This window comes from Burkholderia humptydooensis (assembly GCF_001513745.1).
Lineage (GTDB): Bacteria > Pseudomonadota > Gammaproteobacteria > Burkholderiales > Burkholderiaceae > Burkholderia > Burkholderia humptydooensis.
The window spans coordinates 1,576,151-1,598,923 of record NZ_CP013382.1; the positions used below are offsets into that span (position 1 = coordinate 1,576,151).

A 22,773-nucleotide genomic window follows, 5' to 3' on the forward strand; every position below is an offset into this window, starting at 1 on the left:
CCCATTACGCCGTCATGCGCCGATTCGTCCCGCCTCTCGTCGCGCTGCTCGCCGCCGCGCTCACCGTCGCCGCGCACGCGGCCCCCGCCAGCAGCATCGTCACCCGCACGTTCCGCTCGCCCGCGCTGCACCGAGACTGGTCGTACTCCGTCTATCTGCCGGCCGGCTACAACCCGGAAGGCGCGCGCTATCCCGTGCTGTATCTGCTGCACGGCAACGCCGGCAACGCGAACGACTGGATCACGCAGGGCCGCCTGCAGCTCACCGCCGACGCGCTGATCGAGCGCCGCGACATTCCGCCCGTCGTGATCGTGATGCCGCAAGGCGGCACCGACTGGTACGTCGATCGCAAGGAAAAGATGCAGAGCGCGTTTCTCGACGACCTGATTCCCGACGTCGAAGCGCATTACGCGGTGTCGAACCAGCGCGCGGGACGGGCGATCGGCGGCGTGTCGATGGGGGGCTACGGCGCGCTGCGCTTCGCGTTCCTCGAGCCGGAGCGCTTCTGCGGCGCGATGCTGCTGAGCCCCGCGATCTATGCGAACGAGCCGCCCTCGAGCTCCGCCGCGCGCTACGTCGGCGTGTTCGGCGACCGGCAGTTCGATCCGAAGGTCTGGCACGAGCTCAATTATCCGGCGCTGTGGCGCAGCTACTTCGCGCAGCCGCTGCGGCTGCGGATGTTCATCGCCGCGGGCGACGACGACCTGTCGATCCAGGCCGAATCGAGCGCGCTCTACACGAGCCTGCGGCGCGCGCAGAATCCCGCCGCGCTGCGGATCGTCGACGGCGCGCATACATGGGACGTGTGGCGCCGCCTGATCGGCCCCGCGCTCAAGTACACGCTCGAATGCGTCAAGTGAATGCGCGTGCGACGCGGCACGCGGCGAGATCCCACGCCGCGCAGCCGACGCTCTTGAAGAACACGGGGGCGCCTGGCGCCGGCCCGGTCGATGTCGATGTCGATGCCGATGCCGAAGCGGGCACGGTCGCCGCCGCGCGCGCTTCGTCCTGCGCGCGCAGCGCGTCGGCGAGCGAGCGCACGCGCGCCCAGTCGACGCCCGCGGCGATCAGGTCGCCCGCCTCGTGGCGCGCGCCCGCCGGATCGTCGACGTAGAGCGCGCTGCCCGCGATCGTCCGTGCGCCGACCTCGGCCGCGTCGGGCGTGAACGCGCCGACGCCGACGACGAGCCGCCCCGCCCGCGCCGCCTCGTCGTACACGGGCGTCGCGCTCGTCGTCGACGTGATGACTGCGTCGAGCGTGTCGGGCAGCGCGTCGCCGCTAAGCGGCTCGAGCGTCGGCAGCACCGTTCGCAGACGCTCGCAGAACGCCGCCGCCCGTGCAGCCGCGCGCGCCTTTACGCGCACGCGCACGCCGGGAAACAGCGTGGCGAGCGCGTCGACGTGGTGCGCCGCCTGCGTGCCGGCGCCGATCAGCAGCACGTCGCGCGGCGCGGTGGCGAGGAACGTGCGGATCGCGAGCAGCGTGACCGCGGCCGTCCGGCGGCTGGTGACGGTCGGCCCGTCGAGCGCGAAGAGCGGCGCGCCCGTCGTCGGATCGACGACGCTCACCTGCCCCTGGATCGTCGGCAGATCGCCGCCGCGGTTGCGCGGGCATACGGTCACGAGCTTGTGGATCGCGAGATCGGGCGCCGACGCGGGCATCGACAGCATGACCCCGCCTTCGTTGAGCGGCACGACGAGCCGCGCCGGGCTCGCGATGCGGCCCGCGGCCGCATCGAGCGCCGCCGCGCGCAACGCGTCGACCAGCTCGGCGAAAGGCGTGACGCGCGCCGTCTGCGCCGCGTCGAAAACCGCTGTCGTCATCGTGGGTGTCCTCTTGTCCAAGGTGGGAATCCAAGGCGTGTCGGCCCCAGGGTCGGGCCGCGCGGCGGATGCCCGGCGATGCCTTGCCGCCGCGCTTCGGCTGCACATTCGCGTTGCCGGCGGCGCCGGGCGTCGCGACATCAGTATCACCGATGGACGCCGGTTCGCAAGCGTTCAGCCGCCCGCGCAAGCGCGGCCGGCCGACGCCGCGAGACCGTGCGACGCCGCGGCGCCGTCACGCGCCGTCGTCAGGCACATCGAGCCCCAGCGCGTCGATTACTTCGCGCGCGTGGCGAAACGCCTCGACGGCCGCCGGCGCGCCCGCATACAGCGCGCTGTGCAGCAGCACCTCGCGAATCTCGACGAGGGTCGCGCCGTTGTTCAGCGCGCCACGCACATGCCCCTTGAGCTCGTGGCCGCGGCCGAGCGCGGCGAGCATCGCGCAGGTGCAGAGGCTGCGCGTCTTCAGGTCGATGCCGCCGCGCTGCCACGTGCTGCCCCACGCGTGCTCGTTCAGCCAGTCCTGCAACGGCCGCGAAAAGCCGTCCAGATTGCTCATCGCGCGCTCGACGAACGCGTCGCCCATCACCTGTGTCCGGCGCGCCTTGCCTTGCTCGCGGTCTCGTTCGCTCATGCCGCTCTATATGAACGCGTCCCGTTTGCAACAGTTCTCGTGTGTTCCGACAGACAGGATGGGCTGCAGCTCTATATTCGGCCTTGATGCAGTCGATATTGCCGCTGCGGGCCCCTATGAAATCCGCTGGCCCGCGCCTCACTCTCCTAACGAGCTCAAAGCTCTTGGTGACATTCAGGCTTGGCGGGCCCAGGTCCTACCTGGCTCGTCATCACACTCGATTGCTGCGCAACCTTTCGACGTTCACCCTGTGTAAATGTTGATCTTCTACCTCGCAGGAACCGATTAGACTGGTTTCACGCTGATGTAGTCCTTTCGATACGCTCGCTCATGAGCGAGTACCGCCCAGATCGTTCGCGCCGTCTTGTTGGCCAGTGCGACGATCACGACATTCGTCGGCCGTCGCTTCTTGATCTGCTCAACCCACGGCCCAGGCTCCTTCGCGTGCGTCAGTACGCTTCGTGCGCCGTGAATCAGCAACGTCCGCAGATACGTGTCGCCTCTCTTGCTGATTCCATGCAGATTCACCTTGCCGCCAGAACCTGTCTGCTTGGGCACCAAACCCGCCCACGCCGCAAATTCCCGCCCCGATCTGAACGCTTTCGGATCGCCCATCATGGCCACTGCAGCGGTCGCCGTCAGCAACCCCACGCCAGGAATCTCGCTGATCGCCTGCACCGCCCGGTCTTCCTTCTTCCATTCGCGCATCCGACGCTCGATCTCGGCAACCTGCTCGTCCAGTCTCGCCAACCCGCTCCACTGCTCGCGCAGCGTTTCGATCAGTGCCGCTGGCAGACGCTCCGCGATCCGGCTAAGCGCCGCCGGTATCTCCTTGTCCAGTGCCGCCCGGCCCTTGCTCATCACTTCGCCGTATTCCGTCAGCAATCCACGCAGCCCGTTGATCTGCATCGTGCGGAACTTCACCAACTGCTCGCGCATCCGATGCAGCGCCAACATCGCCTGCTGCATTTCCGTCTTCACCGCTATCGGCTTGCCCGGCTGCTGCACTGCCAGCCATATCGCTCTCGCGTCTGCCGCATCGTTCTTGTTACGGATGTTGAACGCCTTCACGAACTCCGCCGGCATCAGCCTGACCTCATGACCCATCTGCTTTAGCGCTCGGGCCCAGTGGTGCGCACCGCCACACGCCTCCATCCCAATTACGCACCGATCACGATTCACGAAGTGCTCCAGGAACTTCGCTCGCTTGATCGCCTTGTTCACAATCTCGCCGCTTGCCTGATCAACGTAATGCACCTGGAATACGTTCTTGGCGATATCGACGCCCACTGCCATACTGTTCATCGTGGATCCTCCGGTTGCCGGGAAATGCGTGCATTTTCCACCTGGGCACATCGATGCCGTTGGCCCGTGAGGATCCACCCCTCTCTTGCTCTCACGTGCGCGGATGGGACGCGTTCATTTCATTCTCCTGTCCTGAAATTGAAAAGAGGATCGTAGTGGATTCCGGGTCGGCTCGGATGCTGCACGGCGTCGATCCCCGTGCCGACGCCGCGCGCTCGAGGTTTTCCCCCAATTGCCGCGGGCATCGCCGTGCGCGTCGGCTGGAGCGCCGTCGCGCGTGCGGCCCGCAATTTCCGGATCGTCAATGAATCACATCACGAATATCCAATAGGCAAACCGGCAACCGCCCACTAGACTTTTCCGACGCCGTGCGCGCTGTGCGCACGCCGGTCACACGATATCGACGTCAAAAATCAGGAGATCCGATCATGGATGATGCGCGCCGCGTGAGTTCGTTCAGTCACGAAGGATTGACTTTCGACGTCGTCGATACGGGCCCGGCCGACGGCGAGATCATCGTGCTGCTGCACGGCTGGCCGCAGACGGCGAAGTGCTGGACGCGCGTCGCGGCCCTGCTGAACGCCGACGGCTATCGAACCATCGCGCCGAACCAGCGCGGCTACTCGCCGCTCGCCCGCCCGCGCCGCGTCGCCGCGTACCGGATGCCGCATCTCGTCGGCGACGTCGTCGCGCTGATCGAGCGGCTCGGCGGCGGCCCGGTCCACGTCGTCGGGCACGACTGGGGCGCGGCCGTCGCGTGGGCGCTCGCGGGCCGGCATCCCGCCGCGGTGCGCACGCTGACGACGGTGTCGGTGCCGCACTCGGGCGCGTTCATGCGCTCGATGCTCAGCAGCGACCAGTTGTTCCGCTCGTATTACATGGGCCTCTTCCAGTTGCCGAAGCTGCCGGAGCTGTTCGTCACGCGCTGCCGCGGGCTGTTCGAGAAAATGCTGACGGGCACGGGCATGACGCGCGACGAGGTGGAAGCCGTCTATGCCGACATCGTCGACACGGGCGCGCTGACGATGTCGCTCAACTGGTATCGCGCAATCGCGCTGACGCCGCCCGGCTATCTGACCCGCAAGGTGCCCGTGCCCGTTCTGCACGTCTGGGGCGCGCGGGATGCGGCGCTGTCGCGGCGGGGCGCCGAGCTCGCGCGCGATTTCGTGAGCGGGCCGTACCGGCTCGAAGTGCTGCCGCACGCGACGCACTGGGTCCCCGAGCACGACGCCGAGCGGCTCGCCGCGCTCGTGCGCGAATCGGTCGCGGTGAAGCCGGGCACAGCGCCGGCGCCCCTTGCCGGCGCGGCGGCGAACTGAGCGGCGCGTGGCCGGCGCGTCGGCCCGCCGCGCCGCGCTCAGTCCGCGAGCTCGATGCCCGCGCGCTCCATCGCGCGCGTCGACTGGATCACGACGAGCGTATCGCCCGCCTCGATCCGGCACGGCGGATCTTCGTAAAACGACAGGATCTTGCCGCCGCGATCGAGCCCGACGACAAGCGCGCCCGTCACCGCGTTCGACATGCAGCCGATTTCGTGCGCGGCGGCCGGCCGCTCGACGAGGGTCGCGCGGCCGCGCGTGGACAGCATGTCGTTGACGAACGGCACGATGTAGCGGCTCTCGACCGCGTCGGCGAGCAACAGCGCGCCGATCTTCGTCGACGACACGATCACGTCGGCACCCGCCTGCCGCAGTTGCCGCTGATACAGGTTCTCCTGGATCCGAACGACGATCTTCGTATCGGGCGCGATGCTGCGCACCGACAGCGTAAGCAGGATCGCGGTCGGATCGTCGGTGACCGAGATGATGACCGCCTTCGCGCTGCGCACCTGCGCCTGCTGCAGCAGATCCTCGTGCGCGGGGTCGCCGCAAAGGCCCGTCACGCCGAGCGCGGCGGCCGCCTCGAGCGCCTGCTCCTGCGAATCGATGACGATCAGCGTCGCCGGATCGACGCCGCTTTCGAGCAGCTCGCGCACGGCGATCGAGCCGCTCAGCCCGTAGCCGCAAATCACGACGTGATCGCGCAGATTCTTTTGCAGGCGCTTCATGCGGTACTCCTCGATGACTCGTTGAATCACGAATTGATAAGCGGTGCCGAGAAAGATGAACCAGATGCCAATGCGGATCGGCACGATGAAGAACGCGTCGATGAGACGCGCGCGCGCGGTGACGGGCACGATGTCGCCGTAGCCGACCGTCGCGACCGTCACCATCGTGAAATAGACGAGATCGGCGATGCTCATCGGCGCGCTCTTCGTCGAATCGCGCAGGCCGTCGCGATCGAGATACAGCACGAGGAACGCGAGCACGCACAGGCCGACGACGAGCGCGAGGCGAAACGTCAGCGTGCGCAGCGGCGACGCGGCGGGCCGCGTGAACAGCGTGCGCGGGCGCGGCGCCTTCCACGGCGTGCGCGCGCGACGCAGGCGAAATCGCAGCGACTTGCGGTATTCGGATGGCGAAGCCAATGCTTTTCTCCAGAACCGGGCGTCGCGATTTTACGCCGCGAGACGGCGCCGCGCGCGGCGAAAGCCGCGGCCGCCGGCGCCGCCGTCATCGTCTTGAGCGGACATCGACGCTACAGCATGCTCGCCGGCCGCCGCATCGTCCCGTTGACGAAGCGCGCCGCGCGAAACGCGGACAGATCGAGCGACGTCGCGCCGGTGTCGACCCACTCGGCGAGCAGGCGGCCGACAATCGGCCCCATCGCGAAGCCGTGCCCGCAGAACCCGGTCGCGATCGCGAGCCCGTCCGGCGCGCGCGGCGCATCGATGACCGGAATGCCGTCGGGCAGCACGTCGATCAGGCCCGCCCACGCCTCGACGATCTGCGCATCGCGCAGCGCCGGGAAAATCGCCTTCAGCTTCGCGAGCGCGCGCGGCGCATGCGCGGGATTCGGCTGCGGATTCGGATCGCGCGGCTCGATCGCCGATACGCCGCCCGCGATGCGCGCCTTCAGATCGCGCCACGCCGCGCCGTTCAGACGAAAGCGGAATTTTTCGCGCTGCGCCCACAGCTCGGGCAGGAACAGGCTCAGCCCACGCAGATGGCCGAGCGTGACGTCGACGTCCACCTGCATGTCGTCCGCGAGATTGATCGCGCCGCTCGCGCGCTGCCGGATGCCGAGGCCGTGCCCCCAGATCGTCGACACGGACACGGCGGGCAGCGCGTTCGTGCGCATGCAGGTGCCGCGCACCGCGTGCTGGGGCAGCCGGATGCCGACGCCGTCGAGCAGACGAAAGCTCGTCGCGCCGGCCGCGCAGATCACGCGCCGCGCCTTCACGACGCCGCGCTCGGTGACGACGCCCGACACCGCGCCGCCCGACATGTCGATCGCGGTCACACCGCAGCCTTCGACGAAACGCGCGCCGGCTTCGATCGCGCGCGCGGCGAACGCCGCGGCGACGCGGCGCGGCTCGGCCTGGCCGTCGCTCGCCGTGTAGAGGCCGCCGAGCGCGGGCGCGGCGAGGCCGCTCACGTGCGCATCGATCTCGGCGCGCGCGAGCGTGCGCGTATCGAGCCCGTGCGCGCGCGCGACATCCGTCCATTGCTGGAACGACGCCCAATCGTCGTCGTTGTCGGCGATATAGAGACAGCCGCCCTGCCGCCATTCCAGATCGGCGCCGAGCTCGCGCTCGAGCCCCTCCCACAGGCGCATGCCGGCCATCATCAGCGGCACTTCGGCGGCTTCGCGGCCCTGCTGGCGCACGAAGCCCCATGCGCGCGCCGACTGCTGCCCCGCGATGCGGGATTTGTCGAACACGGCCGCCTTTATCCCGCGCAACCCGAGATAATAGGCGGCCGCGCAGCCCATGATGCCCGCGCCGGCGATGACGACGTCGGCCTGGGCGGGAAACGGCTCGTCGGCGCGCGCGAGCGTCTTGTAAAGCGGATAGGTCGTGGTCATGTCGGAAGTTTCGACGAAAACGCCATCGGCGAAAACCCGTCACAGTAACCTCAAGAAACACCTTTCACAGAAAAACGCACACTAGTGCGCAGGACGAACTTTGTTTTGCGGTAAAGTTATCTTTCCATGCGTGGCCGGTCGGCTCGCTTCATCCGACGGCATCCGATGATGCCGTACCGTGCGCCATCAGGCGCTCCGTTCTGAATCATTCGATCCGAGCCGTTCCCGCAGCATGACCAACGAAGCAATCACCACGGATTCCCTTGCGGTCGCCGAGCGCGTGCGCGAGCTGATGACCCGCCACGGCATCGGCAAGCGTCAGCAGACGACCGAGCTCTGCCGAATTCTCGACCTGAGCTTTTCGCAAGGGCATCGCAAGCTGCGCGGCAGCAGTCCCTGGACGCTCGCGCAAATCAAGAAAGTCGCCGAAGCGTATGGCGAGCCCGCCGCGCAACTGTTCGGCGCGCAGGCGCTCGATCCCGGCATGGTCGGCGCATGCGCGCGCGACGCGGTGCTGTATGCGGGCATCGCCGAGATTGCGTGCACCGCATGGATCGGCGGGCTCCTCGACGCCGGCGCGCGCCCCGAGTTCGTCGCATACGAACAGCAGGGCCGCTGGCGCGTGCTGCGCCACACGGGCGTGCTCTACCAGAACGCGTACGACGTTCACAAGATCGAGATCTATCCGCGCCGCGCGGAAAGCGACAGGCTGCTCGTCGCCGTGATCGACGCCGACAGCGTGAGCGCCGACGAAGTCTGCCGCTATCTCGACGAGCAGGGCTTCGTGACGGCGCGCTTTGGCAGCGTCGACGCGTTCGCCGATGCGCTGCAGGGCCAGGCATTCGACGCGGTGGTCACCGAGTGGATGTTCGACGGCCGCAACGCCGCCGACGCGATCCAGGCCGTGCGCGCGTCCGACAATCCGGGCGCGCCGATCTTCGTGCTGACGGGCGACCTGCTGACGGGCCGCGCGAGCGAAGCCGAGATCAGCGAAGTGATCCGCGTCTACGACGTCGTCTGCTACGAGAAACCCGCCCGCATGGCGATCCTGAGCGCCGATCTCGCGAAGCGTCTGTCGCGCGCGTGACGGCGAAAGCGCGCGGCATGCGCGCCGGCCCGCGGATGTCGGGCATGCCGCGCCTTCGCCGCGCGCCCCGTCCCGCACGCGCCTGCGTACAATACGGCGACCCTTGCCCAACGCACGCCCTGCCAGGACCCGACATGGCCCGCATCATTCCCGACGACTGGATGAACCTCGCCGCCACGGGCGCGGCCGAGCGCGAGCGCGAAACGCTCGCGACGCTGGAGCGGACACTGCCCGACGCGTACACCGTCTATCACGGCGTGCACTGGACGCGCGCGGACCAGAACTTCTCGGTATTCGGCGAAGCCGACTTCGTGATCGTGAGCCCGGCCGGGCGCGTGCTCGTGATCGAGCAGAAGGCGGGCTTCCTGCGCGAGACGCCGAAGGGGCTCGTCAAGGTCTATCTGCAGACCGAGCGCAACGTGTCGATCCAGCTCGCGCGCACGCTCGAAAACCTGCATCGCCGGCTCACCGCCGCGCTCGGCGCGGGTGCTTACGGCGTCGAGGAACTGCTGTACTGCCCGGACTACACGATCAGGAATCCCGCGATCGCGGGCGTCGCGCCCGCGCGGATCGTCGACGCGACGCGCAGGCACGAGCTCGCCGCGCGCATCGTCGACGCGCTGCCCGCCGACGAGCCGCCCTTTCCGAGCGCGGCGAAGATCCACCATTTCCTCGCGGACGAGCTGTCGCTCACGCCGGACACGAGCGCGCTCGTCGGCCAGGCGGACACGCTCGTCACGCGGCTCGCGGGCGGCCTCGCCGCGTGGGCGCGCCGGCTCGCGTTCGCGCCGTTCCGGCTGCGCGTGATCGCGACCGCGGGCTCCGGCAAGACGCAGCTCGCGGTGCAGGCGATGCGCGACGCGATCTCGGCCGGCAAGCGCGTGCTGTACGTGTGCTTCAACCGGCCGCTCGCCGACCACGTCGCGCGTATCGCGCCCGCGGGCGCGACGATCGCGAACTACCATCAGCTCTGCGACTGGATCGCGCGCGACGGCGGCCACGCCCCCGACTTCGGCGCGCACGACGCGTTCGCGCAGCTCGAGGCGCGCTTCGCGCAAACGCCGATCGCCGAGCGCTGGCGGTTCGATACGCTGATCGTCGACGAAGGCCAGGACTTCCAGCCGTCGTGGGCGGGCGCGCTCGAGCGGCTCGTCGCGCCTGACGGCGCATGGTGGTGGCTCGAGGACCCGCTGCAGAACCTCTACATGCGCGACAGCGTGCCGCTGCCCGGCTGGGTGACGCTCAAGGAGACGACCAACTACCGCAGCCCGCGCGACATCCTCGACTACGTGCGCGACGTCGTCGGCAGCGTCGAGCCGCTCGCGGCCGAACTCGCGTCGGGCAGCCCGTTCGGCGGATCGGATATCTCGATTTCCGCGTACGACGCGGCGGACGCGGAATCGGCCGCGCAAGCGTGCATCGACGCAACGAAGCGCGCGATCACGCACGCGCTCGCGCTCGGCTTTCGCAAGCAGGACATCGCGGTGCTGTCGTTCAGGGGGCGCGAGGGCTCGGCGCTCGCCGCGCTCGACCAGCTCGGCCCGCACCGCGTGAAGAGCTTCACCGGCAAATACGATCTGTTCGGGAATCCGGAATACCGGGAAGGCGACGTGCTGCTCGACTCGATCTATCGATTCAAGGGGCAGGCGGCGCCATGCGTGATCCTGACCGAAGTCGACTTCGACGCGTTCGACGAGCGGGCGGCGCGCAAGCTGTTCGTCGGCGCGACGCGCGCGACGATGAAGCTGATCGTCGTCGCGGCGCGGCGCGCGGCGCAGCGGATCGCGCCTTCCGCCTGACGGGAACGGTCGCGGCGGATCGCGGCAAATCGCGTCGGGCGGGCAACACGGACCCGCCGCACGAAGCGATCGGGCAACGCGCCCGTCAGACGACGCGGAACGCGCCGACCGTGTGCCGCAGCCCGTCCGCCTGCTCCTCGAGCGACGCGGCGGCGGCGGCGGCCTGCTCGACGAGCGCCGCGTTTTGCTGCGACACCTGATCCATCTGCGAGACGGCGCGGTTGACCTGCTCGATGCCGTCGCGCTGCTCGTTCGACGCGGCCGAGATCTCGGTCATGATGCCGGTCACGCGCGCGATCGCGCGCTGGATCTCCTGCATCGTGTCGCCCGCCGAGCCGACGAGACGCGAGCCCGTCGCGACCCGCTCGACCGATTCGCCGATCAGCGCCTTGATCTCCTTGGCCGCCGACGCGGAGCGCTGCGCGAGCGTGCGCACCTCGCCCGCGACGACCGCGAAGCCGCGGCCCTGCTCGCCCGCGCGCGCGGCCTCGACGGCCGCGTTCAGCGCGAGGATGTTGGTCTGGAACGCGATCCCTTCGATCGTGCCGATGATGTCGGCCACCTTCTGCGAGCTCTGGTCGATCTCGGCCATCGTGCCGACCACCTCGCCGACGACCGTCGCGCCCTTCGTCGCGATGTCGGTCGCGCTGTCCGCGCAGTTCTGCGCTTCGCGCGCGTTGTCCGCGTTCTGCTTCACCGTCGCGGTCAATTGCTCCATGCTCGCCGCCGTCTGCTGCAGCGCGGCCGCCTGCTCCTCGGTGCGCTGCGACAGATCGGTGTTGCCGGCCGCGATCTGGCGCGTCGCGGTGGCGATCGATTCGGAGCCGTTCGTCACCTTGCGCACGGTGTCCGACAGGCTGCGCTGCATCGTCGTGAGGCCCTTGACGAGCTCGGCCATTTCGTCGTGCGACGTCCAGCGCAGCTCGCCCGTCAGATCGCCGTCCGACAGGCGGCGCAGGTGCCCGAGGATCCGCACGAGCGGCTGCGTGATCGCGAAGTGCAGGCCGATCGCGCAGCCAAGGCACGCGGCGAGGCCGAACGCGATCAGCCCGCCGAGCATGAGCCGCAGCCAGCCGTACATTTGCTCGGCGTCGTCGTACGCGGCCTTGCCGTACGCGGCGCGCGCGTCGTCGAGCGCGGCCGTCGCCTTCGTCCACGCAACCGACAGCGGCGGCGCGACCGTCATCATCAGGCGGTCGGCTTCGTCGTGCCGGCCGGCCTTCAGCGCGTCGATCAACGGCTTGAGCGCCTCGTCGACGAGCGCGCGGCGCGCCGCGTTCGCCTGCGCGGCGAGCGTCTTTTCGTCGTCGCTGCGCGGCAGCGCGTCATAGTCGCGCCAGCCGCGGTCCGACGCGGCCAGATACTGCTCCGCCTTCGCGAGCGTGTTCGCGGCGTCGGGCACCTCCGGATGCAGGATCACGCGATCGAGCGTCGTGCGCGTGATCGCGAGATTGAGGCTCGCCGACGCGAGCGCCGTCTTCGCCGCGAGCTGCCGCGTGTACGCGTCGCCGAGCGCGGCGTTCGAGTTCTGCATGCTGAAGAAGCCGATCACGCCCGTGATCGTCAACAGCGCGGCGACGAGACCGAGCGTCGAGAAGATCCGGGTGCGAATCGAGAAGCGGGAGAAAAAGGCATTCATGACCAGGAAGAATCGCAAGTGGTAGCCGCCGGTTTGGGGGACAGTCGCCGGTATTACGGCCCGGCTTTCGAAAACTTGAGACGCCTCAAGCGATGCGACGACATGCCGCGGGGCCAGGCGGCCGGATGCGGCCGTCGCCGGCCGGTAATCAATGGAAACCCTTGTGACGAAGCAGAGATTGACTAGTCAATCAGATGTTTCTACATTCCGTCTGCTTCCATACGACCACACGGCTCCCCATGTCCACCGACTCCTCCGCGCCGCCCGTCCACGCCGATGCCGGCCGACCGGCCGCGTCCGTGCGGCTCACGATCGCCGCGCTGCTGCTCGTGCTGCTGTTGTCCGCGCTCGACCAGACGATCGTGTCGACCGCGCTGCCGACCATCGTCGGCGACCTGGGCGGCCTCGAGAAGCTGTCCTGGGTCGTCACCGCGTACCTGCTGTCGTCGACCGTCGTGCTGCCGCTGTACGGCAAGCTCGGCGACCTGTACGGGCGCAAGACCGTGCTGCAGGCGGCGATCGTGCTGTTCGTCGTCGGCTCGGCGCTGTGCGGGCTCGCGCAGGACATGACGCAACTGATCGTGCTGCGCGCGCTGCAGGGGCTCGGCGGCGGCGGGCTGATGGTCGTCACGATGGCGGCGATCGCCGACCTGATTCCGCCCGACGAGCGCGGCCGCTATCAAGGGCTGTTCGGCGGCGTGTACGGAATCGCGACGGTGATCGGGCCGCTCCTCGGCGGGTTTCTCGTCCAGCATCTGTCGTGGCGCTGGATCTTCTACATCAACCTGCCGCTCGGCGCGCTCGCGTTCGTGGTGATCGGCGGGACCTTCAAGCCGCACACCGCACACGTGCGGCGCCGGATCGACTATGCGGGCGCCGCGTTCCTCGCCACGGCGCTCACCTGCGTCGTGTTGTTCACGAGCCAGGGCGGCACGATCCTGCCGTGGTCGTCGCCGCAGTTGTGGTTCACGCTCGCGCTCGGCCTCGTCGCGACCGCCGGCTTCGTCTACGAGGAACGCCTCGCCGCCGAGCCGATCATGCCGCTCGAGCTGTTCCGCCACCGGACCTTCGTGCTGTGCGGCCTGATCGGCTTCGTCGTCGGGCTCGCGCTGTTCGGCTCGGTCACGTTCCTGCCGCTCTATCTGCAGGTCGTCAAGGGCTCGACGCCGTCGGAAGCCGGCATGCAGGTGCTGCCGATGATGGGCGGCTTGCTCGCGACGTCGATCGGCAGCGGCCGCCTCATCACGAAGCTCGGCAAGTACCGCTTCTTTCCGATCGCGGGCACCTTCATCGCCGCCGCGGCGATGCTGCTCCTCGCGACACTGTCGCTCGACACGCCGCTGCGCGCGATGTACCTGTACATGGCGCTCCTCGGCGGCGGGCTCGGCATGGTGATGCCCGTCATCGTGCTCGCGGTGCAGAACACCGTCGAATTCCGGCATCTCGGCGTCGCGACGTCCGGCGCGACCCTCTTTCGCTCGATCGGCGGCTCGCTCGGCGTCGCCGCGTTCGGCGCGCTGTTCTCGAACGGGCTGCATGCGCGGCTCGACGCGGCGCTGCCGCCCGACACGGAGCTGCCGCCGTCGCTCGGGCCCGCGGCCGTGCGCCAGTTGCCGGACGCGGTGCGCGACGCGTATCTGCACGCGTTCGCGAGTTCGCTGCACACGGTGTATCTGTGCGCGGCGGCGGTGATCGCGATCGCATTCGCGCTCGCGTGGTTCGTCAAAGACGCGCCGCTCAGGAAACGCGGCTGATCGGGGCCGCCGCGCGCGGTGATCCGATCGACCACTTCCGCGCCCCGCTTGGGCATGCGCACGCCGGGGCAGGCTCGGAAGCGGGCGACGCCGCCTTCGACCGCGCCATATCGATCGCGTCCTGCAATCGAGGTTGCGACGCAAGTGGCTGATCGAGTTGCACCGAATTGTCTGACGCCGCATCCATTGCAACCCGGCCGGTTGCGACGCCGTCGCGCGCCCGCTTCGCGTCGCGCGTCGGCTTTCTTTCGAGATTCGGCCGGCCCGGCATATTGTTTGTCCATCGTGTTTTTGATTGTTCATTTCTCTACGGCAGGCTTCGCGCTTTGCGGACATTTTCGAATGCGCGCATAGTAGCGATTTCACCATTCCACCCTGTTTTTGCGATGAAAACCGCCGACGCCCCCGCCCATTGCTCCGCCATCGTCCGCGACGCCACCGAAGACGATCTCGAAGCGATCCAGGCGATCTATGCGCATCACGTGCTGACGGGCGTCGCGTCGTTCGAGGAGACGCCGCCGTCCGTCGCCGATCTGCGCGCGCGGCGCGAAGCGGTGCTGCGGCACGGCCTGCCGTATCTCGTCGCCGAGCTGGACGGCGTCGTCGCGGGCTACGCGTACGCGACGCCGTACCGGCCGCGCAGCGCGTACCGCTATGCGCTTGAGGATTCGATCTACGTGAGCGACGCATGTCGAGGGCGCGGCATCGGCCGCGTGCTGCTCGGCGCGCTGATCGCGCGCTGCGAGGCGGGGCCGTGGCGGCAGATGATCGCTGTGATCGCGGACGGCGGGCGCGGCGGCTCGACGTCGTTGCATCGCGCGCTTGGCTTCGAGCCGGTCGGCACGCTGCGCGGCGTGGGCTTCAAGCACGGCCGCTGGATCGACACAGCGCTGATGCAGCGTGTGCTCGGACACGGCGCGCAGAAGCCCCCATCGGACACCGACGCTTCGCACTGAAGCGCGCGGTCGCGCTAAAATCGTCGCATGCCGAAATCGAACTCAACTACTCCCGCCGACGCCGCCCCGGACGCATCGACGTTGAACGAATATACGGTCGACGAGCTCGCGCGCGTGTCGGACACGACGGTGCGCAACGTACGCGCATACCAGGATCGCGGCCTGCTCGCGCCGCCGCGCAAGCGCGGCCGCGTCGGCATCTACGACGACACGCACGTCGCCCGCCTGAAGGTCATCAACCACCTGCTCGCACGCGGCTACACGCTGTCGAACATTCAGGATCTGATCAAGGCGATCGACGACGGCCACGACCTGCGCTCGATCCTCGGGCTCGAAAACGCGATCGGCGGCCGCTGGTCGAACGAGCGCCCGCAAACCTTCTCGCTCGCGCAGCTCATCCAGATGTTCGGCCCGCAGACGCCCGCGTCGCTCGGGCGCGTCGCGGAGCTCGGCCTGCTCGAGCGGCGCGGCGTGTCGTTCGTCGCGAAAAGCCCGGCGCTCATCGAAGCCGCGGCCGCGATGGTCCGCGAGGGCATTCCGGCGCGCGAGCTGCTCGACGCGATCGGCATCACGCGGCCGTATTTCGATGCGATCGCACGCGTGCTCGTCGAGCTCGTCGTGCGCCGCCTCGATCGCTACGACGAAGGCTCGCTGCCGCCGCCGACCGACGTGCCGGCGCTCGTCGATGCGATCTGGCGGCTGCGCCCGCTGTCGTCCGTATTCGTCGAAGGCGAGATGAACCGGGCGCTCGAAGCGGCGTCGAGCGCATACCTGGGCGGCCGCGTCGCGACGATCCTCGACAAGAAGCTGAGCTCGCAGGCCGCGCGCGACGACGAACCCGAGCTCGAACGAACCGCGGCGAAGGACGCGCCGAAGAAACGTTAGGCGCACGCGCGTCATATTGATATCGGCAATGCTTGGTTCGCGGGGGCGCCTGCCCGTGCGACGATTTCCCGACTCGGGCGGCATGCGCGCCGCCCGCTTCGCTCAACGTCGTGGAGATTGCCGATGATTCGCCGTGCCCGCTGGATTCCCCGAACCGTAGCCGCCGCGCTCGCGTCGTCGCTCATCGCCGCCGCCGCGTTCGCGCAGGATGACGCGGGCGGCAAGGTGCTGCGCGTCGGCTATCAGAAGGCGGGGCTGCTCGCCGTCGTCAAGGCGCAGGGCGCGCTCGAGGCGCGCGTGAAGCCGCTCGGCTACACCGTCAAATGGTTCGAGTTCCCGGCCGGCCCGCAACTGCTCGAAGCGCTGAACGCGAACAGCATCGACGTCGGCTACACGGGCGCGCCGCCCGCGGTGTTCGCGCAGGCGAGCGGCGTGCGCTTCGTCTACGTCGGCGCGGAGCCGCCGTCGCCGCACAACGAGGCGATCATCGTGAAAGCCGACTCGCCGCTCACGACCGTCGCCGATCTGCGGGGCAAGAAAGTCGCGCTGCAGAAAGGCTCGAGCGCGAACTATCTGCTGCTCGAGGCGCTGCGCAAGGCCGGCGTGCGCTACGACGAAATCCGCCCGATCTACCTGCCGCCCGCCGACGCGCGCGCCGCGTTCGAGAGCGGCACCGTGGACGCGTGGGCGGTCTGGGACCCGTACTACGCGGCCGCGCAGCAGGCGCTGAAGGCGCGCACGCTCGCCGACTATGCCGGCCTGCCCGCCGCACACAACTTCTATGAAGCGACGCGCGATTTCGCGACCCGCCATCCGGACGTCGTCGGCGCGGTGTTGCAGCAGTTGCGCGAGACCGGCCTGTGGGTCAACGCGCATCCCGCCGAAACCGCCGCGCTGATCGCGCCGAAGGTCGGTCTCGACCGCGCGCTCGTCGAGACCTGGGTCAGGCGCGTGCCGTACGGCACGACGCCGCTCGACGAGAAGATCGTCGCGTCGCAACAGGGCGTCGCCGACGCGTTTCACGCGGCGAAGCTGATCCCGCAGAAGCTGAGCGTCGCCGACAACGTCTGGGCCGACCGGAACGCCGCCGCCGCGCTCGCGGCAAAGTAGGCGCGGCGCATCGCCCGCGGCCCGATTAGAGGGATTTGTCTGTCCCCGATAACGCCTTCTTGCCGATAATGACCGGCCGCGCGGATGCCGTGCGTCGCCCGCGACGCCGCCCGCGCCCGATCACGCGCCGCGTGCGAGGAGACGCCCGCCCATGTTGTCCCATCTGCCCCCGCGCGTGCGCGGTCTCTGGCTCGCGGCCGCGCTCGCCGCGCTGCTGTACGGACTGTCGCTCGGCCACGCGCCCTATCCCGGCCAGCCGGCCGCCAAGGCGGCGCTCGGCGTCCTGCTGTTCGTCGCGGCGCTGCGGCATCCGGCCGCGCGCGAGCGCGCGTGGCTCGGCGCGGCGCTCGCCGCGTCGGTGTTCGGCGACGTGCTCCTCGCGCTTGCCTCCTGGCCGCCGTCGTTCGTCGCCGGCCTCGGCGCGTTCCTGCTCGCCCATCTCGCCTATTGCGCGCTGTTCGCGCCGTGGCGCGCCGCGCCGCGCGGGCCGCGCGCGGTCGCGCTCGTCGCGCTGTGGATCGCCGCCCCCGCGCTCTACGCCGCGTTCTTTCCCCATCTCGCCGCGCTCGCCGCGCCCGTCGCCATCTATGTCGCCGTGCTCGGTGCGATGGCGAGCTTCGCACTCTGCGCGCGCACGCCGGGGCCACAGGTCGCGGCCGGCGCGCTCGGGTTCGTCGCGTCCGACGCGCTGATCGGCATCGATCGTTTTCTCGGCGCATTCGCCGGTGTCGATTATTTCATCTGGTTCTTTTATGCGATCGCGCAATTGACCATTGCGTTCGGCGTGCTGCGGCGCAAATCGAAATGATCGAATTCACGCCGCCACCTCAATCCGTTGAGGATGGCAGCGAATTTTGCGACGCAGCATCCCGATTCCGACTTCCACCGCGTTTTGCTCCCTGCCGCCCCGTCCTGCGGGCTCGACATCCGTTGAATCCCGCGCTTAGAGGGCTATGTCTACCCGGCTTGCGGTTTTGGTTTTCACGAACTATTGTTACATCAATCAATGTAACAGTAAAAAATGAGCCAAAATGGAGACGCCTGGATGAACGCGCGCAATATGTCCTTCGGTCCGCTCGACAGCACAAACCACGAAGAAACCCTCGATATCGCCATCATCGGCACCGGCTTTTCCGGGCTCGGCATGGCGATTCGCCTCCGGCAAACCGGCAACCAGGACTTTGCGGTGTTCGAAAAGGCCAGCTCGGTCGGCGGCACCTGGCGCGACAACCACTACCCCGGTTGCGCGTGCGATGTCCAGTCGCACGTCTATTCGTTCTCGTTCGCGCCGAATCCGCGCTGGACGCGCATGTTCGCGCCTCAGCCGGAAATCCGCGCTTACATGGAAGACTGCGTGCAGCGCTTCAACGTCGGCTCGCACCTGCGCTTCGGTCACGAACTCGTCAACGCGACCTACGACGAGACCGCGCACCGCTGGCGCCTGACCTTCGCGAACGGCAAGCGCGTGTGCGCGCGCGTGCTCGTGTCGGGCATGGGCGGCCTGTCGCGCGCCGCGTACCCGAACATTCCCGGCATCGAGACGTTCAAGGGCGAAGCGTTCCACTCGCAGCACTGGAAGCACGACTATCCGCTCGAAGGCAAGCGCGTCGCCGTGATCGGCACGGGCGCGAGCGCGATCCAGTTCGTCCCGCAGATCGCGCCGCGCGTCGCGAATCTCGCGCTCTTCCAGCGCACGCCGCCGTGGATCATGGCGAAGCCGGACCGCCCCGTGAACGGCGTCGAGCAGTGGCTGTTCCGCAACCTGCCGTTCACGCAGAAGCTACTGCGCACGGGCCTCTACTGGATGCTCGAATCGCGCGTGCTCGGCTTCGCCGTGCATCCGTCGACGATGAAGCTCGTGCAGAAGCTCGCGCTGCGCCACATCGACAGGCAGATCTCCGAGCCCGAGCTGCGCGCCGCGGTGACGCCCGACTACACGATCGGCTGCAAGCGGATCCTGATGTCGAACGACTACTACCCGGCGCTCACGCGCAAGAACGTCGACGTGATCACGACGGGCATCGAGCGGATCGAGGAAGACGCCGTCGTCACGACGGACGGCAAGCGCCATGAAGTCGACTGCCTGATCTACGGCACGGGCTTTCAGATCAACAACCCGTTCCCGCGCGGCACGATCGTCGGCCGGGGCGGCGTCGACATCGTCGACGCCTGGCGCGACGGCGCGCACGCGTACCTCGGCACGACGGTGCCCGGCTATCCGAACTGGTTCACCCTGATGGGCCCGAACACGGGCCTCGGCCACAACTCGATGGTGTACATGATCGAATCGCAGATCGAATACGTGCTCGGCGCGCTGAAGGCGATGCGCACCGAGCGCGCCGAGGCGATCGAAGTGCGCCCGCTCGTCGAGCTCGAATACAACAACCGCATCCAGAACAAGCTGAAGGGCACGGTCTGGTCGACGGGCGGCTGCAGCAGTTGGTATCTCGATCCGCGCACCGGCAAGAACACGACGCTGTGGCCGACCTTCACGTGGCGCTTCCGGCAGGAAACCGCGTTCTTCTCGATGGCCGACTATCACGCGTACTACGCGAACCCGCGCCAGAACGCGCAGCCGGTGCCGGCGCTGCCCGGAGCCGCCGCCGCCGCGACGACGGCCGCCGAGACGACCGCCTGAGCCCCGAACCCACACGAGCCTACGACAATGAAATCCTTTTCCAACAAAGTCGCCGCGATCACGGGCGCCGGCTCGGGCATGGGCCGCTCGCTCGCGGTGCAGCTCGCGCAACAGCATTGCCACGTCGCGCTCGCGGACAAGAACGCCGTCGGCCTCGCCGAGACCGAGCGGATCGTCCGCGCGCTCGCGCCGTCGGTGCGCGTGACGACCTGCGTGCTCGACGTCGGCGATCGCGCCGCGATGCACGCATGGGCCGACGAGACGGCCGCCGCGCACGGCCGCGTGAACCTCGTGTTCAACAACGCGGGCGTCGCGCTGTCGAGCACGATCGACGGCATGGAATACAGCGATCTGGAATGGATCGTGAACATCAACTTCTGGGGCGTCGTGCACGGGACGAAGGCGTTCCTGCCGTACCTGAAGGCGTCGGGCGACGGGCACATCGTCAACACGTCGAGCATCTTCGGGATCTTCGCGCAGCCTGGCATGAGCGGCTACAACGCGACGAAGTACGCGGTGCGCGGCTTCACCGAGTCGCTGCGCCAGGAGCTCGACATGATGAAGTGCGGCGTCTCGGCGACCTGCGTGCATCCGGGCGGCATCCGCACGAACATCGCGCAATCGGCTCGGCTCGCGCAGAACATGGTCGGCTTCATGGTCGAGAGCGAGCAGCAGGGCAAGGCGGATTTCGAGAAGTTCTTCATCACGACGGCCGACGAAGCGGCGCGCGTGATCCTGCACGGCGTGCGCAAGAACAAGCGCCGCGTGCTGATCGGCCGCGACGCGCGCGGCGCCGACTGGCTCGCGCGCACGCTGCCCGCCGCATACCAGTGGCTCGTCGTGCTCGCGACGAAGCTGCAGCGCGCCCGCGGGCGCCGTCACGCGGGCCACGCGGCACCCGCGCCGGCGACGCCCGCGCACGCGACGTACCACAACGCCGGCAACCAGGGAGGAGAGCAATCATGACGACACCGCATATGATGCCCGTGCGGCGCGACATCCGCTTCGCGCTGCCGCCCGATCGCGTGTACGACTGGCACGTCCAGGGCGCGCCCGTCACGCACTTCATGAACGCGCTGTCGCTGCTGTTCCCGGCGGGCGAGCGCTTCTTCATGGATTCCGTGCGCAACTACCGCGACGAGATCCACGATCCCGAGCTGAAGAAGCAGGTCGCGGGCTTCATCGGCCAGGAAGCGATGCACACGCGCGAGCACATCGAGTACAACGACCTGCTGCAATCGGCGGGCCTGCCCGCGCACAAGCTCGACAAGCGCCTGTGGGCGCTGCTCGGCTGGGGCAAGAAGGTGCTGCCGAATTCGATGCAGCTCGCGATCACGATCGCGCTCGAGCATTACACGGCGATCCTCGCGAACCAGTTGCTGTCGGGCCACGAGCACCGGATCGACGGCTCGGTCGAAGGCTACAGGCAGATGTGGCTGTGGCATGCGATGGAAGAGACCGAGCACAAGGCAGTCTCGTTCGACGTGTGGAACACCGTGATGAGGCCGGGCGTGAAGACGTATCTGCTGCGCACCGGCACGATGCTCGCGACGACGCTGATCTTCTGGACCGTCGTGTTCGATTTCCACGTGCGCCTGATGTTCGCGCACCGGATGCGCCACGGCAAGCTGAAGGGAATGTGGCGGCTCGTCAAGTATCTGTATAGCCCGAGGAACGGCGTGTTCCCGAGCATCGCGCGCGAATGGCTCGACTATTTCCGGCCGGGCTTCCATCCGTGGGACCACGACAATCGCGTGTATCTGCAGGGCCTCGACGCGCTGCTCGCGAACATCGACGCCGCGAACGAGCGCTACGCCGACCAGGCCGCGCCACGTCGCGTGCCGCTGCATTCGTCGCCCGCGCATCAGCACGCGTAAGCGAACGAGCGATGGCGACCGTCCGCGACACACGCTGACGGTCCGCTCGGGCGACGTGCGTCTCGCCGTCTACCTGAGCGGGCCGCGCAACGCTGCGCCCGTGATCCTCGCGCACGGCGACCCCGATTCGGCACGCGTGTGGGAGCGCGTGCGCGAGCATCTCGCCGTGCTCGCACGGGATCTGCTCGCCGACGTGACGTGCGCCGCCCGGCACGGTCGCCCCCGACGTTTTCGCAACGATACGGACCCGGCTCGACGCACGCGCGCATCAGCGCCCTTCTCGCTTGCCCCTATTCGAGCGATTGCGCACCGTGCAACACCAGCCGATCGCGCAGATAGTCGACGAACGCCCGAACCTTCGGTAACGCCACCCGCCCGCGCGGAAACAGCGCATTGAAGTCTTGCGCCGGTCCGCTCCAGTCGCGCAATACCCGCCGCAGCCGGCCGCCCTCGACGTCGCTCGCCATGCTGTGATGCATCGCGAGCGACAGCCCTTCGCCCGCGCACAGCGCATCGTGAATCAACGCCGGATCGCTCGCGACGATCACCGGGTCCAGCGCGAAATACCGCGCACGTCCGCCCGGCTTGCGCAGCGGCCATGCATAGCCGGCCGCGCGGCGCGCCTGATGCAACGTCAGCGCGCGGTGCGCCCTGAGCTCGCCGGGATGCTCGGGGGCGCCATGTCGCTTCAGGTACGACGGACTCGCATAGACGCCGGTTGCGAAGCTGCCCAGCCGCCGCGCGACCAGATCCGAGTCGGGAAGCACGCCCAGGCGCAGCGCGATGTCGATTTCGTCCGCGACCAGATCGAGCGGCACGTGCGACGCGAGGATTTCCAGCCGCACGTCCGGATACGCGCGGCGAAAACCGGCCAGCAGCGGCGCGATCCACGTGGCGCCGAACGAATGAGGCAGCGTCACCCGCAGCCAGCCGCGCGGGCCGCTCTGCAACTGGCTCACCGCGGCGTGCGCTTCGTCCAGTTGCGCGGCCATGTTCCGGCAGTGCGCGTAGTACAGGCCGCCCGCCTCGGTCAGCCCGAGGCGGCGAGTCGTCCGGTGAAGAAGCTGCACGCCCAGTTGCGCCTCGAGCGTCATCACGCGCCGGCTCACCGTCGTCTTCGGCATGCGCAACAGCCGCGCCGCCGCGGTGAAGCTGCCGGTCTGCACGACGCGCACGAAGATCAGGGTGTCGTTCGGGTCAGCCGCCATATCGGGCTCCGCGTGGATGGACTGACGCCATTGTCCCATTGATGGGCCAATCAAGCCCATCTTCGCCGGCTAATCGGCTACGGCTCCCGCCCGTAACATGGCCTCGTGCTTTCACGAGCGACATCCGGACATGGACACTGAGGAACCCATC

General features: G+C 68.5%; 19 protein-coding genes and 1 pseudogene. 13 read left to right on the forward strand and 7 right to left on the reverse strand.

Annotated elements, in window-relative coordinates:
* Positions 1-14: 14 nt before the first annotated feature.
* Positions 15-860 (forward strand): alpha/beta hydrolase, encoded by an 846-nt coding sequence (locus AQ610_RS25990; RefSeq protein WP_006027386.1) that lies wholly within the window; start codon positions 15-17, stop codon positions 858-860.
* Here AQ610_RS25990 and AQ610_RS25995 read toward each other — a convergent pair.
* The 3 genes from AQ610_RS25995 to AQ610_RS26005 all read right to left on the reverse strand — a co-directional run bounded on the left by AQ610_RS25995 (position 853) and on the right by AQ610_RS26005 (position 3,763).
* Entirely contained in the window at positions 853-1,824 is a 972-nt protein-coding gene (locus AQ610_RS25995) for a delta(1)-pyrroline-2-carboxylate reductase family protein (protein ID WP_006027387.1), read from the reverse strand. The genes AQ610_RS25990 and AQ610_RS25995 overlap by 8 nt on opposite strands.
* Before the next feature lie 235 nt (positions 1,825-2,059).
* On the reverse strand, positions 2,060-2,458 hold the full coding sequence (locus AQ610_RS26000; RefSeq protein ID WP_006027388.1) for a carboxymuconolactone decarboxylase family protein: 399 nt from the start codon (positions 2,456-2,458) through the stop codon (positions 2,060-2,062).
* A 285-nt stretch (positions 2,459-2,743) separates the two neighbouring features.
* Positions 2,744-3,763 (reverse strand): IS110 family RNA-guided transposase, encoded by a 1,020-nt coding sequence (locus tag AQ610_RS26005; protein ID WP_043283430.1) that lies wholly within the window; start codon positions 3,761-3,763, stop codon positions 2,744-2,746.
* A gap of 428 nt (positions 3,764-4,191) precedes the next feature.
* Here AQ610_RS26005 and AQ610_RS26010 point away from each other — a divergent pair, with 428 nt between their 5' ends.
* Entirely contained in the window at positions 4,192-5,082 is an 891-nt protein-coding gene (locus tag AQ610_RS26010) for an alpha/beta fold hydrolase (RefSeq protein ID WP_043282766.1), read from the forward strand.
* A gap of 38 nt (positions 5,083-5,120) precedes the next feature.
* Here AQ610_RS26010 and AQ610_RS26015 read toward each other — a convergent pair whose 3' ends face one another.
* Positions 5,121-6,230, reverse strand: coding sequence for a potassium channel family protein (locus AQ610_RS26015; RefSeq protein WP_006027391.1), 1,110 nt, complete (start codon positions 6,228-6,230; stop codon positions 5,121-5,123).
* Between the two features lie 110 nt (positions 6,231-6,340).
* Positions 6,341-7,669, reverse strand: a complete 1,329-nt coding sequence (locus AQ610_RS26020; protein WP_006027392.1) for an NAD(P)/FAD-dependent oxidoreductase — start codon at positions 7,667-7,669, stop codon at positions 6,341-6,343.
* A gap of 232 nt (positions 7,670-7,901) precedes the next feature.
* Here AQ610_RS26020 and AQ610_RS26025 point away from each other — a divergent pair, with 232 nt between their 5' ends.
* Entirely contained in the window at positions 7,902-8,756 is an 855-nt protein-coding gene (locus AQ610_RS26025; RefSeq protein WP_006027393.1) for a helix-turn-helix domain-containing protein, read from the forward strand.
* Between the two features lie 134 nt (positions 8,757-8,890).
* The gene (locus AQ610_RS26030; RefSeq protein WP_006027394.1) at positions 8,891-10,555 is read left to right on the forward strand and encodes an ATP-binding domain-containing protein; all 1,665 of its coding nucleotides are present in this window, start codon (positions 8,891-8,893) and stop codon (positions 10,553-10,555) included.
* An 85-nt stretch (positions 10,556-10,640) separates the two neighbouring features.
* On the opposite strand, the gene AQ610_RS26035 is transcribed toward AQ610_RS26030, so the two are convergent.
* Positions 10,641-12,194, reverse strand: coding sequence for a methyl-accepting chemotaxis protein (locus AQ610_RS26035; RefSeq protein ID WP_006027395.1), 1,554 nt, complete (start codon positions 12,192-12,194; stop codon positions 10,641-10,643).
* A gap of 239 nt (positions 12,195-12,433) precedes the next feature.
* Here AQ610_RS26035 and AQ610_RS26040 point away from each other — a divergent pair, with 239 nt between their 5' ends.
* From AQ610_RS26040 to AQ610_RS37005, 9 genes and pseudogenes are all read left to right on the forward strand, one after another.
* Entirely contained in the window at positions 12,434-13,948 is a 1,515-nt protein-coding gene (locus AQ610_RS26040; RefSeq protein WP_006027396.1) for an MDR family MFS transporter, read from the forward strand.
* A gap of 386 nt (positions 13,949-14,334) precedes the next feature.
* Entirely contained in the window at positions 14,335-14,904 is a 570-nt protein-coding gene (locus AQ610_RS26045; protein ID WP_006027397.1) for a GNAT family N-acetyltransferase, read from the forward strand.
* Between the two features lie 27 nt (positions 14,905-14,931).
* Positions 14,932-15,789 carry a MerR family transcriptional regulator gene (locus AQ610_RS26050; protein WP_006027398.1) on the forward strand — a complete coding sequence of 286 codons (858 nt, stop codon included), beginning with the start codon at positions 14,932-14,934 and terminating at the stop codon, positions 15,787-15,789.
* 123 nt (positions 15,790-15,912) lie between these two features.
* On the forward strand, positions 15,913-16,899 hold the full coding sequence (locus AQ610_RS26055; protein ID WP_006027399.1) for a sulfonate ABC transporter substrate-binding protein: 987 nt from the start codon (positions 15,913-15,915) through the stop codon (positions 16,897-16,899).
* A 151-nt stretch (positions 16,900-17,050) separates the two neighbouring features.
* A complete protein-coding gene (locus AQ610_RS26060) occupies positions 17,051-17,707 on the forward strand; it encodes a lysoplasmalogenase (protein WP_006027400.1) in 657 nt (218 codons plus the stop codon).
* 237 nt (positions 17,708-17,944) lie between these two features.
* A complete protein-coding gene (locus tag AQ610_RS26065) occupies positions 17,945-19,537 on the forward strand; it encodes a flavin-containing monooxygenase (RefSeq protein WP_009914852.1) in 1,593 nt (530 codons plus the stop codon).
* 27 nt (positions 19,538-19,564) lie between these two features.
* Positions 19,565-20,503 carry an SDR family NAD(P)-dependent oxidoreductase gene (locus tag AQ610_RS26070; protein WP_006027402.1) on the forward strand — a complete coding sequence of 313 codons (939 nt, stop codon included), beginning with the start codon at positions 19,565-19,567 and terminating at the stop codon, positions 20,501-20,503.
* Positions 20,500-21,414, forward strand: a complete 915-nt coding sequence (locus AQ610_RS26075; protein ID WP_009914849.1) for a metal-dependent hydrolase — start codon at positions 20,500-20,502, stop codon at positions 21,412-21,414. The genes AQ610_RS26070 and AQ610_RS26075 overlap by 4 nt, the downstream gene beginning before the upstream one ends.
* Positions 21,415-21,425: 11 nt before the next feature.
* A pseudogene (locus AQ610_RS37005) lies at positions 21,426-21,643 on the forward strand (alpha/beta fold hydrolase); the annotation flags it as partial.
* A gap of 61 nt (positions 21,644-21,704) precedes the next feature.
* Here the strand turns inward: AQ610_RS37005 and AQ610_RS26080 are convergent.
* Positions 21,705-22,622, reverse strand: a complete 918-nt coding sequence (locus AQ610_RS26080; RefSeq protein ID WP_006027404.1) for a LysR family transcriptional regulator — start codon at positions 22,620-22,622, stop codon at positions 21,705-21,707.
* Positions 22,623-22,773: the final 151 nt, after the last annotated feature.

Coding starts and splice junctions, on each gene's coding strand:
- AQ610_RS26010 (WP_043282766.1), top strand. CDS start 4,192: ATGGATGATGCGCGCCGCGTGAGTTCGTTCAGTCACGAAGGATTGACT.
- AQ610_RS26070 (WP_006027402.1), top strand. CDS start 19,565: ATGAAATCCTTTTCCAACAAAGTCGCCGCGATCACGGGCGCCGGCTCG.
- AQ610_RS25990 (WP_006027386.1), top strand. CDS start 15: ATGCGCCGATTCGTCCCGCCTCTCGTCGCGCTGCTCGCCGCCGCGCTC.
- AQ610_RS26035 (WP_006027395.1), bottom strand. CDS start 12,194: ATGAATGCCTTTTTCTCCCGCTTCTCGATTCGCACCCGGATCTTCTCG.
- AQ610_RS25995 (WP_006027387.1), bottom strand. CDS start 1,824: ATGACGACAGCGGTTTTCGACGCGGCGCAGACGGCGCGCGTCACGCCT.
- AQ610_RS26065 (WP_009914852.1), top strand. CDS start 17,945: ATGAACGCGCGCAATATGTCCTTCGGTCCGCTCGACAGCACAAACCAC.
- AQ610_RS26005 (WP_043283430.1), bottom strand. CDS start 3,763: ATGAACAGTATGGCAGTGGGCGTCGATATCGCCAAGAACGTATTCCAG.
- AQ610_RS26075 (WP_009914849.1), top strand. CDS start 20,500: ATGACGACACCGCATATGATGCCCGTGCGGCGCGACATCCGCTTCGCG.
- AQ610_RS26020 (WP_006027392.1), bottom strand. CDS start 7,669: ATGACCACGACCTATCCGCTTTACAAGACGCTCGCGCGCGCCGACGAG.
- AQ610_RS26030 (WP_006027394.1), top strand. CDS start 8,891: ATGGCCCGCATCATTCCCGACGACTGGATGAACCTCGCCGCCACGGGC.
- AQ610_RS26000 (WP_006027388.1), bottom strand. CDS start 2,458: ATGAGCGAACGAGACCGCGAGCAAGGCAAGGCGCGCCGGACACAGGTG.
- AQ610_RS26025 (WP_006027393.1), top strand. CDS start 7,902: ATGACCAACGAAGCAATCACCACGGATTCCCTTGCGGTCGCCGAGCGC.
- AQ610_RS26055 (WP_006027399.1), top strand. CDS start 15,913: ATGATTCGCCGTGCCCGCTGGATTCCCCGAACCGTAGCCGCCGCGCTC.
- AQ610_RS26080 (WP_006027404.1), bottom strand. CDS start 22,622: ATGGCGGCTGACCCGAACGACACCCTGATCTTCGTGCGCGTCGTGCAG.
- AQ610_RS26060 (WP_006027400.1), top strand. CDS start 17,051: ATGTTGTCCCATCTGCCCCCGCGCGTGCGCGGTCTCTGGCTCGCGGCC.
- AQ610_RS26050 (WP_006027398.1), top strand. CDS start 14,932: ATGCCGAAATCGAACTCAACTACTCCCGCCGACGCCGCCCCGGACGCA.
- AQ610_RS26040 (WP_006027396.1), top strand. CDS start 12,434: ATGTCCACCGACTCCTCCGCGCCGCCCGTCCACGCCGATGCCGGCCGA.
- AQ610_RS26045 (WP_006027397.1), top strand. CDS start 14,335: ATGAAAACCGCCGACGCCCCCGCCCATTGCTCCGCCATCGTCCGCGAC.